Origin of the sequence: Thiothrix winogradskyi (assembly GCF_021650935.1) — a bacterium.
Classification (GTDB): Bacteria; Pseudomonadota; Gammaproteobacteria; order Thiotrichales; family Thiotrichaceae; genus Thiothrix; species Thiothrix winogradskyi.
Map to the genome: position 1 here is coordinate 1,920,446 of NZ_CP091244.1, position 16,654 is coordinate 1,937,099.

Here is a 16,654-nt window from a genome sequence, read left to right on the forward strand (position 1 = left end):
CTTATGAACCGTGAAAATTTAATACTTCAACGATTCCCTGCAAATAATTTAGATGAGAAAGACAAAGCTAAGGAAAATCCTGCCATAAGGTTGTATGGTAAACGCTATTACAAGGATCAAACGCCAGTTGAGTACCTTGCTGAGTTTTTATTGGTCTTTGCATCTCCAAAGAAAAAAGAGATGCTCGAAAAAGATCATGTAATTTCTCATGGGGAGTTTCAATTTTACATTGATAAAAATAAGCCAGCTTATTATCCTGAAGATAAGGTTGCGTTGAAGCTTTTTTCATTTTTTTCCAACTCAAAATTGGAAACTCGTCATCCCGCACACCGTCAGGCGTATATGGGTTCTTTAAAAATACTTGCTGAAAAAATTGATGGGGATGCAAATAACAAGAAAGAAACAATTCAGCTTCTACAAAGTTTACTCAATGGGTTTGTTGGTGTATCTAGTAATAGGACATGGGTTACACAATGTTTCTTACCTGCATCAACAAGTCTTTTGTCACGAGAAATAGATTGGTTGCACAGTGGAAAAAGTGGTGCTAAAGATAAAGACTTAGATTGGGTCTACAATGATAAACTAGGATGCAATCCTGAGAAGCAATCTGATGATGATGGAGTCATGAACTATTTTGTTCATGATAGACATAATTTCATGGCAAGAGGAGGAGAATCGCTTTTTTTGCAATTGGTGAATTTATTTGACAATATTCAATCCGAAGACATAAAGATTTTCTCTGAAATTCCTTCCTATTATCATCTTAAAGCTTTTATTGGAAATATCAAAAAAGATGTTGAAGATGGATTGTCTGCATTACTAACAAGTGGATCTGGATCACTGAATAATGCAATAGATTTTGTTAGCAGTGCTTTACATGGATATGATATTAATCCTAACCATGCAACATTGGGATGGATTCCCGCTTCAAGTAAAATTGAAGCTTTGTTATTTGCGATGGAAGTTAGAAATTTATGTGCATCTAACTTAGGGAACTTAGAAAAATTAGATCTATTGCAAACTTTGTGTTGTATGCAAGTTTTGAGAAGTCACTGCTTTCAAGCAAACCGGCTTGATGAGTGTGAATTACCTACTCATGGGTTTGTGGGAAATTATGTTTGGATTGCAGTAAATGAGAATGCGCCTCCTACTGACTCTCTTAGAAAAATGGCACATGAATCATTTAAAAAAATTGATAATATACTTTATCGCGTCTTACGTCATGAAATGTTACCTAAACCTGTCTCTCGGTCTAATAAAGATGCGTATAGCGAAGCAAACAAACATGGATACGATATATTCAAGAAACTTGCCAAAGACCTCGGCTTAGTCATCCCACGCCAAGGTCAAGGGACACGTTTCGTATTGCATCAAGGGTTGTTACGCTTCTTGGTTGCGGCATTGATACGTCCCGGTGAGCGCATCCGTCTGACCCACTTCTATCAACGTATTTTTGCCCATTACGGCATTGCCATTAGTGGTGACCAATTGAAAGTCGCTTTGCAGTGGATTGGCAAGGAAGCGGATGGGGATACTTACGCCGTTGCCTCCAGCAGTACGTGGGTGGAGGAGGCACTAAAGCAAGGCGGCTTTTTGGTCGAGTTATCAGATGCTGTTTCGATGGTCATGAATCCGGGCGAAGAGCAAACCATCTAATCCGTCATGAAGAGCCTATTGGATGTCAGAAGGAGGATATACGTTGATTTTGCATATTTAGTTTGATTAAATCAAACTAATCAATCATTTTCAACGGTCATGCTATGCGCAATGCGGAGTTACAGCTTAAGTCTTTCGGCAATATCCCCATCATGCACCAGACCTTGATGTCGGCGCTCAAAGACTACAAAACACCCAATAACAAGATTTCCCGCTGGCTGGATGAAGGCGTGCTGCTGCCCGTAAAACGCGGTTTGTATGTGGTATCCCCCGAATTGACCGGCAAGCCAGTGGAACGCTTGTTGGTTGCCAACCTGCTGTATGGGCCTTCGTGTGTGTCACTCGACTATGCGCTATGGCATCACGGTTTGATCCCGGAAAAAGTGCTGGAAATTACCTCAGTAACAACCCGGCGCAGCCAAACATTAGAAACGGGTGTAGGGCGTTTTTCCTACCAACACCTACCCAACCCTTTGTACCCGATTGGCATGGAGTCAGTAGCAGCGGAAGGTGGTGGTTATTGCCTGCTCGCCACACCTGCAAAAGCCTTGTGTGACCGCTTGGTGTTGACCCGCAACCTGCGGGTGCATTCGGTTAAATCCATGCAGCGTTTCCTGCTGGATGACCTGAGGTTTGATGCGGATGAAGCGGGCATGATTGATCTGAAAATCATCGCAGCCTATTCACAATCCGGGCATAAAACAGAACTGCTAGGGCATTTACACGAGGCTATCAAACAATGGCAATGAGCTTGCTGGAACAAATGCTGAGCCGCTACCCGCTGACTACTGCCGAGCAGCATGATCAAGCACTGCGGGAAGTCATGCAGGAAATTGCCCTCGCGGGTCTGAACCGCGCCGGTTTCTTTGAACAAGCGGCTTTTTACGGTGGCACTTGCCTGCGGATTTTTCATGGCTTGCCACGCTTCTCTGAAGACCTGGATTTTTCATTGCTACAGCCAGATGCCGGGTTTTCTTTGCAACCGTATTTCAAAGCAGTCATTGCCGAGTTCAAGGCACTGGGGCTGGAGGTCGACATTGCGGTCAAGCAGAAAACTGCCGACAGCCAGATAGAATCTGCCTTTTTGAAAAACAACACCCAAGTGTTCAGCCTGAATATTCGCAGTACCCGCAAAGTCAAAATCAAGTTTGAGGTAGACACCCTACCGCCACTGGGCTTTGCGACCGAAGAAAGGCTGTTGCTCCAACCGTTTTCCTTTTACGTCAAGTGCTATTCCTTGCCCGACCTGTTTGCCGGGAAGCTACATGCACTGCTGTTCCGCCAATGGAAAAACCGGGTTAAAGGGCGCGATTGGTTCGATTTTGAGTGGTATGTTCGCCATGCCGTTACCCCCAATCTGGCGCATTTTGCCAGACGCGCTTATGAAAGTGGCTCTCTTCAGCAAGAGGCCGTGACCCATGCTGAGCTACAAGCATTGTTGCAGCAACGCATTAGGTCGGTAGATTTTGAGAATGCCAAGCAGGATGTTGTGAAGTTCATACCCGATGCCAAGGTACTGAATATCTGGTCAACAGACTACTTTCTACAACTGGCTCATAGGCTGACAGAGCCGTTCTAATTCTGGAGAAATACGTATGAACCTGTTTGTTGAAGACTTGGCAGATTACCTGATCGGTGAGTGGACAAGAATTCAGGATGCCAAGGGTGGTACACAAGAAGCCCGCTTTATCATCGAAAGCCTGTCACCCGATAACACCTTCCAGCTTTTAGCAACATTGGAAGAAAAGCGTTTGCAGGCTTCCCAATCCTCGCGTCTGGAATGCCATTTCAAAGTAGCCAAAGGTTTGTGGGACGCATGGCAAATTCACTCCGGTGAATCGCGTGAAAGCCTGACCCGCAAAATGCAGGATTTGGGTGGTGTGGATGCCGACGGCACATTACGCTGGATTGACGAAGCAGATCGCTTGACTTGGTATCGTAATAAACTTAAGTCAAGTGACACTGATGCTTTGATTGTTGTACTGATTGGCTTAAGTCATACCTCAGACCAAGGTGGACTTCAAAGTTTCCACTTGATTGACGAGTCCCGTATCTGGAACAAAATGGGGCAAAGCTATCAACCGTGGCTCATCAAACTAGCCAAACGTGTGGGGCTTGCCGATCACAACGAACCAGACATTGCGCGTTTTGATAATGCCTTACAGGAATTATTTTCCATCAAACCCCGGCGTTTGCTCAGGCTTGCCGAGTTCTTTGAGTCTGAACTGTTACCCGCGAAAGGGAATGTTGATAGCTTGAATGAAGTGCTGGCTCGTTTCTACCAGCACCTGCCGTTCTGGGGCATTCCACCCTTGGCGTTATCGACTGAGCAGGTGAAAAAAGCCAAAGAAACCAAAGGGATCATCAAAGATTCGGATTCATTGATTTCCCACCAGAAGCTGAAAAGCAAAAATGACCAGAACAAGGCGTGGGCAAAGGTGGATAAGCTACTCAAAGAAGCTGAATTTGTATTGCCTCAAACCTTTGGAACAACCGTCGCTTACGAAGATGTCAAAGACTACAGCGCAACGTTGGAGAGCTTTATTTTCAGCGGTGATGCGAATGCCAGAGATCGTCTATTACACACGGATATGGTCACGCTGGTCAAACGGCTGAAAACCCGCGAAAAAGCCCCCAAGGTTATCCGTGATAAAAATACCCGCTTGCGTGGCTCCAGCATGGAAGCGTTCCTGCTGGCTATTTGGGAAACTGTGCAACAGTTTGCCAAGGAATGCAAAGACGAGTCTGAAACATGGACAGATTACGTAACCGAAATTCGGGTAGTGGCTGAACAATTTAACCACGATCTGGATACCGATGCCGATGAAAGTATTGGTGGTAATGAGCTGGCAAAAGTCTTATTGCAAGGGTGTTTAGGTGGTTTGTCTGAACTGTTGGAAGAAATAGAGTTGCGCCTGCCGGTTGATGATGAACAGGCGGTTCTTCCCCCTAAAGAATGGGAACGCAGTATCAAACTTATCTGCAATCTGGAGCCTGAAAGTTACCGCGTTAGCCGCAAACGGCCTCATTTGCGCTTTAAAGTCAGCCTCATCAGTCATCAAGGTGAAGAAGGAACGGAATATTCCAGCCGCTATGAATGGGCATTCGAGTCTACCCATGCAGAACGGGTACGTTTCCAGTGTGCCAAAGCAATCTTGGATGAGTGGAAACCCAAAAAGCTGTCCCCTTCCATATTGCCTGCATTTACGCTGGGAACAGAAGAGATGACTGCCCTGTATTTTGCAGCCGATGAAGAAGAGGCAAACCGTCTGGTCAATAACGCCATCGGCATGGTGAAGGTCATTGACCTGATGGAGGGGCTTGACCGACAACACCCGAAAAGTCTTGATGCCGAGTTGAATGAACAAGTGCGGGCTTTGGCGCAAGTCTACCGTACTTGGCTGAAAACCTATGTTGAGCAAGGCTATTTCGTCGCGACCCGCCAGTATTACCCACAACTTGAACCAGCCTACGAAAAGCTGGCAACTGGGGTACTGGATCGGAGTAAGCAAGGTAGCATGGAGTTGTTGCGGCGGTTTTATAAAGCCTTCCTGTTGCTTGACCCAGCCATACAGCCGAATGACCCATTTATACGCTCTGCCGTTGCTGTGGGTATTTCACCTGCTGTCCTGGAGCTGACGTGGGCGCGTGAGCTGTTTTTACGGGATCATTTTGATGAAGTGATTGCCGAATATGTGCGTGAGCAGGACATAAAAGCCCCCAAAGCCAAGCAAGCATTGGAACGACTGTTGAATCTGGTCACGATCCAGCGTCCTTTAGCAGGTTTGGTGGTGGATGACATCCCCAAGCTATCCGCCAAGGTCAAGAGTTTCAACTTGTTGCATTATCTGGGGGAACAGCCTTCAGGTGAGAAAAGTCTTGCTGTGCAAACCCTGCTGCGGGAAGACGATGATAATGAGGATGACCTGAGCGAGATCAAACACGCCTCAGAAGACGGGAAAATCATTAGCAATGTGCTGAAACATTACCAAAGCCTGTATGCCTTCGCGGCTGATGGTTTGCGTATTATTGCTGTCCATGTTGAGAATGTACCCTTGATCCTGTCCGGGATTGATAATTTCCTGCGCGAGTATCTGAAAGACAAGACTGGCAGTAACCAGCCTGCTTTTTTCTGTGAGTTAATGGTGTATTCCACTTCCTCATCCCCGATTTCAGTCGAGAAAAAACTCACCCTGTGGCGGGATGATGTGGTTGAGCAGTTCCGCGAAAAAGGTCGGCGGCTTAATTTGTCGGTTGGGCATCGTTTTGCCCCTACCCGCAAAGACATTAATGATTTGCTCAAAAAAGAACAGCGTTTACGTTTATATGACATCGCGTTCCTATTCCGTTTCCTTGGTGACGATATGACGGGGCATGTGGAGGCAGCAGAACCGTTTGAACTGAATTTCAATGACCTGGGCAAGTTCCCTATCAGTGAATACCCAAGACCAATCCAGCAAGGCGATGATTTAAAACGGCAAAGTTTGCTGAGTAACCGCCGCTTGCGGATACAAACGTGGCACGCTGACCTCTCGGCGCGTTTGCGCCATCCGCAGGGGTCAGGTGCTGAACACTTGATGTTTGGGGCAGTCAACTATGCCCCCTGGCATGAAGTGGTTGAGACCTTGCACCAAACAGCCCAATGGGTGGCTTGCGTTGACCCCTTCATTGATAAACGCCTACTCGGCAAACGCGGTAACGACAGCCAGCGTAAGATTGTCGGTTTCACCTCCGGCCTGGGGGCTTATGGTGAATTGAACCTGTCGATTTCAACCGAACAGGACACGCTGACACACTTAACCATGCTGGTGAAAAACCATCTAAACGGATTGTTACCGTTCCATAATGGGCAAATGTTGGATGCGACCGCGAGCCGGATTGTGGAAGAAGCAGAAGAGGTCATTGGTTTGTCTTCGCTACGTGCCGTGGTTGGACAGGGTGAAAAAATCCGTGAGGTAGTCGGTTTTGCTGCCATACACCGGATGTTGGCAGAACCCCGGCAGGCAGTGATGACGCAACTCCTCCCGCTTGATGCATTCACGCATTGGTTTATCGGCAGCGACACCCCGTTGCGCCCGGATTTGCTCCAGCTTTCGCTAATCCTGCGTGAGAACGACATCCCGCTGGTTCAAGCAACGGTGATTGAATGCAAGTTGGCGAAACAATCCGAACGCCACCTGGGAAAAGCCGTTGACCAGGTACAGGACGGTTTGAGCCACTTGACACAATTGTTTGCACCACACCGCCAGGATATTCAGCGGGTCTACTTCGACCGCCGCTATTGGTGGGCGCAATTGCAACGGGCGTTGACTTCCCGCACAGTCGTTTCACTTTCCGATGATGAACAGAAGCAGCTTAATACAGCTTTGGAGAAGGTGGCGGAAGGCTATTACGAAATGGCTTGGCAAAGTACCATCTTCACGTTCTGGACGGATATGCCTGATGCACAGCCTGTCTTGAATAAATACGCTTTGTCGCCTTATGCCATCAGAAAACCCTTCCAGATACCGGATGGGTTTATGCTCAACCATTGGGTAATGGGCTACAAAGGTTTGCTGGCGTTGTTTGAGAATGTAGCCCCTAAAAACTTGGTTATTGAGGGCGAAGCTATCCGCATTTCCCCGGAAATGGAAGGCTCCACTACGTTTGTGACGGATACCTACACAGTGGCAAAACCTGTTGCTGAACCAGTAAATACAGTATCTACGCCAGCGTTCCCATCAGTAGAACCACCCAGCATAGTGCAACCTGTTGTTATCCAAGCAACCGCAGTAGCAGCAGTGGAAAGACTACCAGTACATGAAGGGCAGCCAGTACAGCCAGTTCCTGTGCCGGAAATTATTCCTGCTGCTGAAATCAAACCTACACCGCCTATTTCAGACCCAGCTCCCATAAGTGTGAGTGTATTGCCTAGCGTGCCAGAAAAGTTATTGATTGGTAAGAATGTTGCCAATGGAGCGCCTGTTTACTGGCATTATGGACACCCCGGACTATCTAACCGCCACATGCTGCTGTTCGGCTCATCGGGTTCTGGCAAGACGTATGGTATCCAGTGCTTACTGGCTGAAATGGCAGCCCAACAGCTCCACTCTGCCATTATTGATTACACGGACGGGTTCCTGCCCAATCAGGTTGAAAAACGGTTTGCAGAAGTAGCAAAGCCCAAAAATCACTATGTCCGTATTGATAAATTGCCACTCAGCCCCTTCCGTCGGCAGATGCAAATTATTGACCCTGATATGCCAGCGTTTGAAGAAAGCCCATTTGACGTAGCAACCCGCATTACCAGTATTTTTACATCCGTATTCAATATGGGTGATCAGCAGTCAGCCACTTTGACGCGCGTGTTGGAAGCTGGCATTGCTAGCGGACGTAACTTTACGTTAGATGACATGCTACCAATGTTGCGTGATGAAGGGGCTACGGGCGAAGGTTTGGCAAACAAACTGGAGCCTTTCGTTAAATCCCAACCCTTCCGGGAGAGTAACGAGTCGGCTTGGGACGGCATGATGACTTCAGCGGATGCCTTGGTGAATGTGCTGCAACTTAAGGGGCTTTCACGCGATATTTACCGGATTGTGACTGAGTTTGCCTTGTGGGATTTATACGACCATGCCTGCAATACTGGCAGTAAAAACCGCCCCATTCCGGTGGTGCTGGATGAAATCCAGAACCTGAATCACAGTAGTGATTCCCCCATTGACAAAATGCTGCGGGAAGGTCGCAAGTTTGGTCTTTCCCTCATGCTCGCAACCCAAACCACTAGCAACTTTGATCAAGAGCAACGTGACCGACTTTTCCAGGCAGGACATAAATTGTTCTTCAAACCGGCTGATACGGAAATCAAGTCGTTTGCCAAGATATTAAGTGTTACTTCCCGCAATGGCACAGAGGCCGAGTGGGCTGAAAGGCTATCGAAACTGGAAAAGGGACAATGTTACTCACTGGGGCCGGTGCTGACTTCCACTGGGTCTTTGAGGGTCATGGCGGTACTGGTGTCGGTGACTGCGCTTGAACAGCGTAATTTCGGCGGATGAAGGATAAGATACACATGATAGAACGCAAATCCTTACCGCTGAATTTCCCGCAAACCTTCTTGCCAGAGCGGCGTTTGCTGGCAAAGCTCTTGGCATTTGCTGCTGAGAATGGGCGAGGTGAGAAGACGGTCATTGGTAAACAAACAGGTATCCCTACGGGGAAGGATACTGGCAAGGTTGAGCCGATGATTTACTACTGCCAAGGCATGGGTTTGGTGACTGCGTATCGGGAGTCTGGGGAATGGCAACTGGGTTTGACTGCATTAGGGCGGGTAGTGTTTCAGGAAGACCGTTATCTCGGTGAATCCCATACACTTTGGTTACTGCATTTGATGTTGTGCCGTCGTTTGGACTTGGCTTCCCCACCAGCAGGCGTAGCAGATGCCTGGTTTACCTTGTTTGCAGGAAGTCATTTCCGGCTTGGCACGAATTTTAGTCAACAGGACTTTCTCGCTTTCCTGATTGAACGACACGGTGAGAAAAGCTACACGAAATCACTGGTGGGCGTGGCGATACGGACTTATCTAGAAGAAAGTTGTCTGGGGATGATCACTGCCTTGCGTCAGCAAGGCGGCGGGGATGATGCCATTATTGAGCGTTGTTCCGCACCCTCTGAGCGGAGCTATTACCCCGTTTATGCCGCCTACCTTTATCTTATTTGGGATGAGTTGTTTGCAGGTGAAAACCAGATAGCACTAGACCGCTTGGCGGGGGAAAGCCGCTGTTTCGTGCTAATGGGCTGGGACGATGTAGCCATCAACCGTTGGCTGGAATGGATGGTCGACAAGGGTTTGATACAACTGGATCGGTACACCGGAACAGCAATGCTGCTGCGTTTGGGGACGACAGCGCAGGCCGTGAGCAATATCTACAGCGAACTTATTTAAACAGGATTGAACAGGGGCAGGGACATGAAAATTGGGGACTTGGTTAGTTTTCATAGCGAAAACTTTTTTGACGGCGCAGTACAACTACGTTGGGTCAGTGATCGGCCTGAACAGGCAAAACAGGCTGCCAACGCCTTCGTGTTTCATGGTCCGCGTTATCATGGTGCTGCCGATGCAGAAACGGATGGTATTGCAGGTGGCTACAGGCTAAAAGACAGTGCCAGTTTCGTGCATGAGCTGCTTGGCTCCATTCAGGGTGGTTTGCATGGAGAAGAACACAACCCTTACTGGCTGGTGGTCGCAGGCTATGGTTCTGGTAAATCTCACCTTGCATTGACCTGTGCCACCTTGCTGGCTGAACCAACCTCAGCAACTGCCCAGTCGATTATTGCCAATATCACCAAGGCAGATGAAGAGCTTGGTCTGAAAGTTCAGCAAGCTATTGATGCTTTGGAGCGTCCCGCATTAGTCATCACGCTGGATGGCATGTCAGGTTTTCATCTTGGCAATGCCCTGACACAAGCCACCCTTTCCCAGTTACAACAGCATGGTGTCGATACCGGCGCTATTCTGGCGTTATCGCCCCGTTTCCAGCTCGCAGAACAATTCGTCGAGCGTAACTATGCCTTCCGTACCACCCGGTTTGCAGAGCGCTTGCCGGGAATGAGTGCAGAGGCCATTTACGCCCATTTGCGCAACAATAACGAAGATGTTTACACCGCCGTTGACGAACTGTATAGCGAGACCAATGGTTCACATATACCCGTTGTTGGACAGGAATCCGCCCAGGAATTGCTGAATACCTTGTGTGAAGTGTACTGCGGCCCGGAAGGTGCTTTTTCCAATGTTGTGATTATGTTCGATGAGTTTGGGCGTTATCTGGAGTATGCGGCGGAAAAGCCGTTGCTTGCTGGGGATGCAGCCTTACAACAAGTCTTTCAGGGTGTGCAGGACAATAGCAACAAGATTCGGTTTGTCGGTTTCATTCAGTATGAACTGAAAGCTTACTTGAAACGCTTTGGTAGTGCCGATTTGCGGCAATTGCAGCGTTATATCACCCGGTTTGATTCTGCCCAGAAGTGGTATCTGTCCACCAATCTGGAAACCCTGTTTGCGCACATGATTGGCAAAAAACAGGCTGTATTGGATGGGGTTTGGCAGGATACCGCCTCCCAACGCAGCAATGAAACAGCCCGGCAGTTAATGAGCCATGCCTTACCCGGCTATGTACGCTTTCCTGTCTGGACAGACCCGGAAAAATTCTCCCGTGTGATTGCGCAAGGGTGTTGGCCTTTGCATCCATTGGCGACGTGGTTCCTGACCCGTCAAAGGGATGTGGTGCAGTCCCGTTCGGCGTTGACCTTCATTAAGGAAATGGTCGAACGCATTGCATCTGAAGATGCATTAATAGCGGGACGTTTGCGTCAGGTCAGTGCTGCTGAACTGGTGCTGCAAAGCATGTTGCCGGAAATGATTGCCGCCGAACGTGAAACAGGCGGTGTCGTTGCGGAAACACTGCAACTGCTGCTAGAAAAGTTTCAGGCACATTTGAATGCTGACCAGCGGCTAGCATTAGCTGGGGTGGCTATTCTGGAAAGGATGCGCGTCGGCAAGCTGGATCAGGAACGTATGAACCGGCTATTAGCTGAAGCATGTGCGCTGCCGTTACAACAACTTGACCGTGCTTTGATCAGTTTAAGCCAAGAGTTGGGGGCTATCGAGTGGAATCGTGATCTGGGGCAGTATGAGCTGATTGCGGATGCTTCAACACGCGGGCAGTTCCAACAATGGTTGCGGCAACAACAAGCCAAGCTTAATAGTGATAGTATCCGCGAGTTGTTCATGCGGCGTGGTGCATTGGATATGGGCTTGGAAACGACCCTTTCCGTCCCCGATTTTGCACAACACAAACAGATTTCCACACCCGATTGGCAGTTCAAGCCGCATCTTGCCCACAGCCAGAATATAGATAAAGTGGTCGCGGGAGCTTTCCATGACTGGAAAAAAGCATCCTTACCGACAGACCCGAAAGGCAATGTCATTTATCTTTACATTCAGCCTAACGAGGATGTGAGTGTACTGGATGCCAAGGTAAATGCGGTTCTGCAAAAAGAACTAAAAAACGCAGCAGCAAACAAAGCCCCGGTTTGGATCATTGGGTTGAGTGATACGTCCGCAAGTCTGGCGGAACATCTCGGTCGACTCTATTTGTTTGATGAAAAAATTACTGAGGCAGACAAGGAACGCTTCCGCCGTTTTGTCCCTGAAGAAAAAGACCGTAGTGATCGGGCGATTAAAGAAGCTGTTCAGGATGTCATCAAGCAGCGTTTGTTCTGGATTGCGGGATTTTCCAGTATTCCAGCAGGTCGTTTGAAGCATGTGGGTGAAGCTGTGTTTGATGCGGTCTATCCACAAACAGTGCCGTTTCCATTTGATGGTTTTGCGAGTTCAGCCGGTGCAGGAGCGGCGGATTGTGCGCAATTGACCCGTAGTCTGGTTTCCCGACAGGTAAATGGTGCATGGATACAGGCTCAACCCAGAAAGCTGCAAAATCGGGTAACAACGCTGCTTAACCAGGGCTGGGGTAGCTTGCGAACATCGGGGCAACTAGCAGACCCCTCCAATCCACAGGCCAAAATTGCTTATGAACACCTGGTGAAGCTGCATCAGGATAATCCCAGCCAAACCTTATTGCAGTCATTCCAGATGCTGCTTGCACCTCCCTATGGTATGAATGCCGCTTCTGCTGGATTGTTGCTCGGTTTGTTCTTGGGGTTGGAAACACCGCCACGTCGAATTGAATACAATCATCAGATGGTGGCAGCAGGGGATTGGTTGACTGATGCTTTTCCTGCCCAAAAAGGTAAACACTTTCTTGATCAGACTGTACTTGGAAAAAGTGCTGTGCGTTTCCTATCCGCAGATGCAGCAGGACGTTGGCGGCAACTGTTGAACCAATGGGAAGCAGAGCAGCAATATGAGGTCATTATTCGCCTTACTGATCAGGTTGATAAAACCCGAAAAGTTGAACCTTTGCCTGAATCAATGGAAGGACTTTACCGTGTTCTGCTTGATCGGGCAGACAAGGTGCTGGAACAAGTACATGCGGCACAGAAAAAACTGGATCAGTGGGAACGCGACATCGAACACGCAGAAAGGCAGGCTAATGTCGGATATTTATTAAAGGCTGGTTCTCAGCTACTACGACAACAAGCTGTTTTTGTGGAAGAAGGCTGTTGGCCTGCCAAAATGCATGAGGATAGTCAGAAACTGTTGGCATTAGTGAAAGAATTTGTTGCCCAACGGATTGCCGCTTGGCTTCCTCGGCAAGGTTGTAACAGCATCCTTCAAGTTGGTGAATACAATCAACGCATGGAAAAGGCCGTGGCAAGCCTTAAACACCTGGGTTTTGCTGCCGAGTCTCAAAAACTCGAAAACTTGGCACGGGAAAGTGTTGCCCAAATCGAAGAGCGGGAGAAACACCGGGCTATCCTTGACCGGAGTAATGATTACCCTCTCCAACCAGACCCAACCGACTCAACACCAGTACGCACACTGCGTGACGAAATAGCGACGGGTGATGCCTTGATTGAAGGCATTCGCCAAACCCACCCGGTGCTAAAACAGGATGAAATAAATTCGCGTGTAACAGCTATCCAACACCGCCAGACCCGGCTACGGGAAGCAGTACGCCGACATACCGATGCGTTTGGGAAAATCTTTGCGCAATCCATCACCAGTCAGGCTGAATTAGAAGAAACACTGGTTCGGGTAAAGCGTTTGCAGAACATCTTTGTGGGAACACCGGATGCACAGGAAGTACAAGACCTGAAAGCACAACTGGAACGTATTCGTGCCGATGTATCTGCATGGGAATGTCAAGATGTGGGTGTGGAGCGTCTGGAAGCATTACTGCAACACCAGACGCTGGGACAACTGGCAGAACTTGATGCTTACCTGCAAGAACAAGAAATTGACCCCGCATGGGAAATGGCAGCAGTGTATCAGGCTATTGCTAGCGAACGTATTGAGGTTGCACGCAAGCGTTCAGCAGACTGGCTTGCCCCCAGGCTAGGATTATTGCCGCAGGTTGCTGATCTGGATAGAAACCGTTGTGCTAGCCTTGAAAGGGAGCTTCAGGCCGCGCCCGGTTATTTGGCGGAAAAGGATCAGGAAAAGGTTGCCGAAATACTCCACCTGGTTAGCCAACGCCGTACTGAACTGGAAGAGGATGCCCGCAGCAAGCAGGTAAAGGTTTGGCTTGCACAATTTCTGAGTTTGCAAAATATTGAGGTTTTGTCCAGACCTGAAACTGAGCAGTGGTTAAAGTCATTACGAAACCCGCCAGACGATGCCAAGCCAGATGAATTGTCAGTATTGCAACCTATTGAAACCCAACTGACCGCGCATCTTGATCAGATGAGCATGGATGAAATCATTGCACGCATTGAGAGGTTGCCAGTGAGAGCCCAACGTAAATTAGTCCTACTACTTTCGCAGCGCCTGATGGAGCAACAGGATGCCTGATACAGGCAGCAAATCTCACCAGAGCCTTTTGGGCAAGCAGGTTGGCTTTCATACGTATTGGCATCATACCATGACTGTTTTGCAGCCTTCCGCTGTCCAGCGTTTGGTGGCGGAAGCAGAGAATATTGCGGGAGCGGTGGCAGGCAAAGACTTCAATATTATCAAGTTTGCCCAAACCGAAGATTCGGTGTCGTTACTGGATTACCTCGGTTTTTTCGATGACCCGTTCCCTGCGTTGGGTTGGAGTTGGGGGGTAGATTTAGTCACGAAAACGGTGAAGCGACGCAGCTATGCGGAATCGCTCAATCCCCCCATTCTGCACCGCAAAGAGCTATTTCTTCCGTCTGATCATCCGCGCATCCCGGAATATCGGGCGCTAACCGAAAGTGCCGAACAACTGGGTTTGTTTGAAAACAGCCGTACTATCGGTTTCCGGCTGGCATGGAATGCTTTGATTGAGGCGCGTGGCTACTTTCTGGATGGGCATCAGCTCCTTCCCATTGGCAATGAGGCGAATGCTGATGATGGGCATCATGATGTTGCCGCCGATGCCGAGCAAACCGTCATGCGGCATCGCACCGCCTTAACCCGTTACAACCTCTCAGCCCCCATGCAGGCACTTGCCCGTTTCGGGTTCCTGGATGGACAGAAGTCCATTTTTGACTACGGGTGCGGCAAAGGTGACGATGTTCGCAACCTGCTTGCTAACCAGCTTGAGGCGGCAGGATGGGATCCGCATTTCGCTCCCGACCAACCCAAGAAAACGGCACACATTGTCAATTTGGGCTTCGTCATCAATGTCATCGAAAATATTGAGGAACGGGCTGATGCTTTGGCGGGTGCATTTGCGCTTGCAGAGGAATTGCTGGTTGTCTCAGCAATGCTCTATAACCAAAATTCGTTCAAGGGACAGCAGTATCAAGACGGGGTGCTGACTGCCCACAATACCTTCCAGAAATACTACTCACAAGGCGAACTGAAAGCCTTCATTGACGAGATTCTATCAGCCGATGCCATTCCTATCGGGCCGGGGATTTTCTTTGTTTTCCAGGATAGTGAAGCAGAACAACGTTTCCTGTTAGGTCGGCAACGCAGTCGAGCTAACTTATTACGTTTAACCCAAAGACCTGCACCAGAACCGCGCATTTCTGTCCGCGATCAGAAATATCAGGCCAGACTGGAAGCTATCGAGCCATTACGCAACCGTTGGCTGCTCTTGGGTCGCCAACCCCACAAGAGCGAAGTCGATGATCTGGTTGAACTGACCAACGCCTTTGGATCGGTTTCCAAGGCATTGCACTTTGTGGTCAGCGAGACAGATGCTGACTTGTTAGCTCGCGCTCGCCAGAACCGCATGAATGACCTGCTGGTTTACTTTGCGTTGTACACCTTTAGCCGCCGGAAACCTTACAGCCGATTGGATGCTACTCTCCAGCTCGATATTAAGGCGTTTTTTGGCAACTACCTTCAGGCACTGGAGCAGGGCAGGGCATTGTTATTCCAATTGGGTAACAGCAAAGCCATCGAAGCAGATTGCCAAGCGGCTGCCGAACAGGGTATTGGTTACTACGATGAAGAACACGCCTTATCTTTGCCCAGTGACCAGGTTGAACGCTTGTCACCCTTGTTGCGTACTTACATTGGCTGTGCAGTCATTTTGTACGGCGACATTTCCCAAGCTGATTTGGTCAAAATACACATCGAAAGCGGCAAGCTCAGCCTGATGCGTTATGACGACTTTAGCGGGAGTGCCATACCGCGATTACTGGAGCGCGTGAAAATAAAGTTCAGGACGCTGGATTTCGACTACTTCAGCTACGGTGAAGACTACGAACCCACCTATTTGTATTTGAAGTCACGTTACCTGAATGAAGATTTACCCGGCTATGCCGAACAGCTTGAGTTTGACGAAAAACTTCAGGCGTTGGGTTTGTTCAACTTTGCCGGTTATGGCCCAAAGCCACACGTTTTCCGGGAAAAGCTGGCAGCCGCACGGTGGGAAATTGACGGGCTGCAATTAATCCGCAGTCGCCGGATTCCTGAGCTGGATGAACCTTGCGGGCAGCATTTCACTTATCGCTCGTTGATAGAGTGTGGTGAAACCTGGCAACGTACCAGAATGAGCAATCTGCCCCAGCAACCTGACAGCTATACCGCACTCCATGATTTGGTAACGGCAATCCTTGAGCCAGTGATTGATTACTTCGGCATGATCCGCCTCACTTACGGTTTCTGCTCTGCTGCCTTGGCAAAGGAGATTCCGGGTTGCATTGCCCCAAAACTGGATCAACACGCCGCCTATGAATTGAACCGTTTGGGCAACCCTATTTGCCCTCGTTTAGGCGCAGCCGTCGATTTCATTGTTGACGATGAAGATATGCTGGAAGTGGCGGAATGGTTAGCGGAGAACACCCCGTTTGACCGGCTGTATTTTTACGGCAGCGACAAACCCGTGCATGTCAGTTACGGCCCGGAAAAGAAGGGTGAGTTTGTTGAGATGCGGGTGGGTTCTTCGGGCAGGCTGGTTCCGTTTGTACGACGGTAGTT

7 protein-coding genes are annotated in these 16,654 nt (G+C 48.9%); all 7 read left to right on the forward strand.

The features are described from left to right. The first annotated feature begins 3 nt into the window (after positions 1-3). The 7 genes from L2Y54_RS09755 (at position 4) to L2Y54_RS09785 (ending at position 16,652) form a co-directional block, all read left to right on the forward strand. Complete coding sequence (locus L2Y54_RS09755; RefSeq protein ID WP_236501677.1) at positions 4-1,656, forward strand: hypothetical protein; 1,653 nt, start codon at positions 4-6, stop codon at positions 1,654-1,656. A 104-nt stretch (positions 1,657-1,760) separates the two neighbouring features. Continuing rightward, positions 1,761-2,405 carry a type IV toxin-antitoxin system AbiEi family antitoxin domain-containing protein gene (locus L2Y54_RS09760; RefSeq protein ID WP_236501678.1) on the forward strand — a complete coding sequence of 215 codons (645 nt, stop codon included), beginning with the start codon at positions 1,761-1,763 and terminating at the stop codon, positions 2,403-2,405. Further along, positions 2,396-3,235, forward strand: a complete 840-nt coding sequence (locus tag L2Y54_RS09765) for a nucleotidyl transferase AbiEii/AbiGii toxin family protein (protein ID WP_236501679.1) — start codon at positions 2,396-2,398, stop codon at positions 3,233-3,235. The genes L2Y54_RS09760 and L2Y54_RS09765 overlap by 10 nt, the downstream gene beginning before the upstream one ends. 16 nt (positions 3,236-3,251) lie before the next feature. Then, positions 3,252-8,693, forward strand: a complete 5,442-nt coding sequence (locus tag L2Y54_RS09770; protein ID WP_236501680.1) for an ATP-binding protein — start codon at positions 3,252-3,254, stop codon at positions 8,691-8,693. Between the two features lie 14 nt (positions 8,694-8,707). Then, the gene (locus L2Y54_RS09775) at positions 8,708-9,580 is read left to right on the forward strand and encodes a DUF4007 family protein (protein ID WP_236501681.1); all 873 of its coding nucleotides are present in this window, start codon (positions 8,708-8,710) and stop codon (positions 9,578-9,580) included. Positions 9,581-9,604: 24 nt separating this feature from the next. After that, positions 9,605-14,107: a hypothetical protein gene (locus L2Y54_RS09780; protein ID WP_236501682.1), complete on the forward strand. Its 4,503-nt coding sequence runs from the start codon at positions 9,605-9,607 to the stop codon at positions 14,105-14,107. After that, positions 14,100-16,652, forward strand: coding sequence for a DNA phosphorothioation-associated putative methyltransferase (locus tag L2Y54_RS09785; RefSeq protein WP_236501683.1), 2,553 nt, complete (start codon positions 14,100-14,102; stop codon positions 16,650-16,652). The genes L2Y54_RS09780 and L2Y54_RS09785 overlap by 8 nt, the downstream gene beginning before the upstream one ends. Positions 16,653-16,654: the final 2 nt, after the last annotated feature.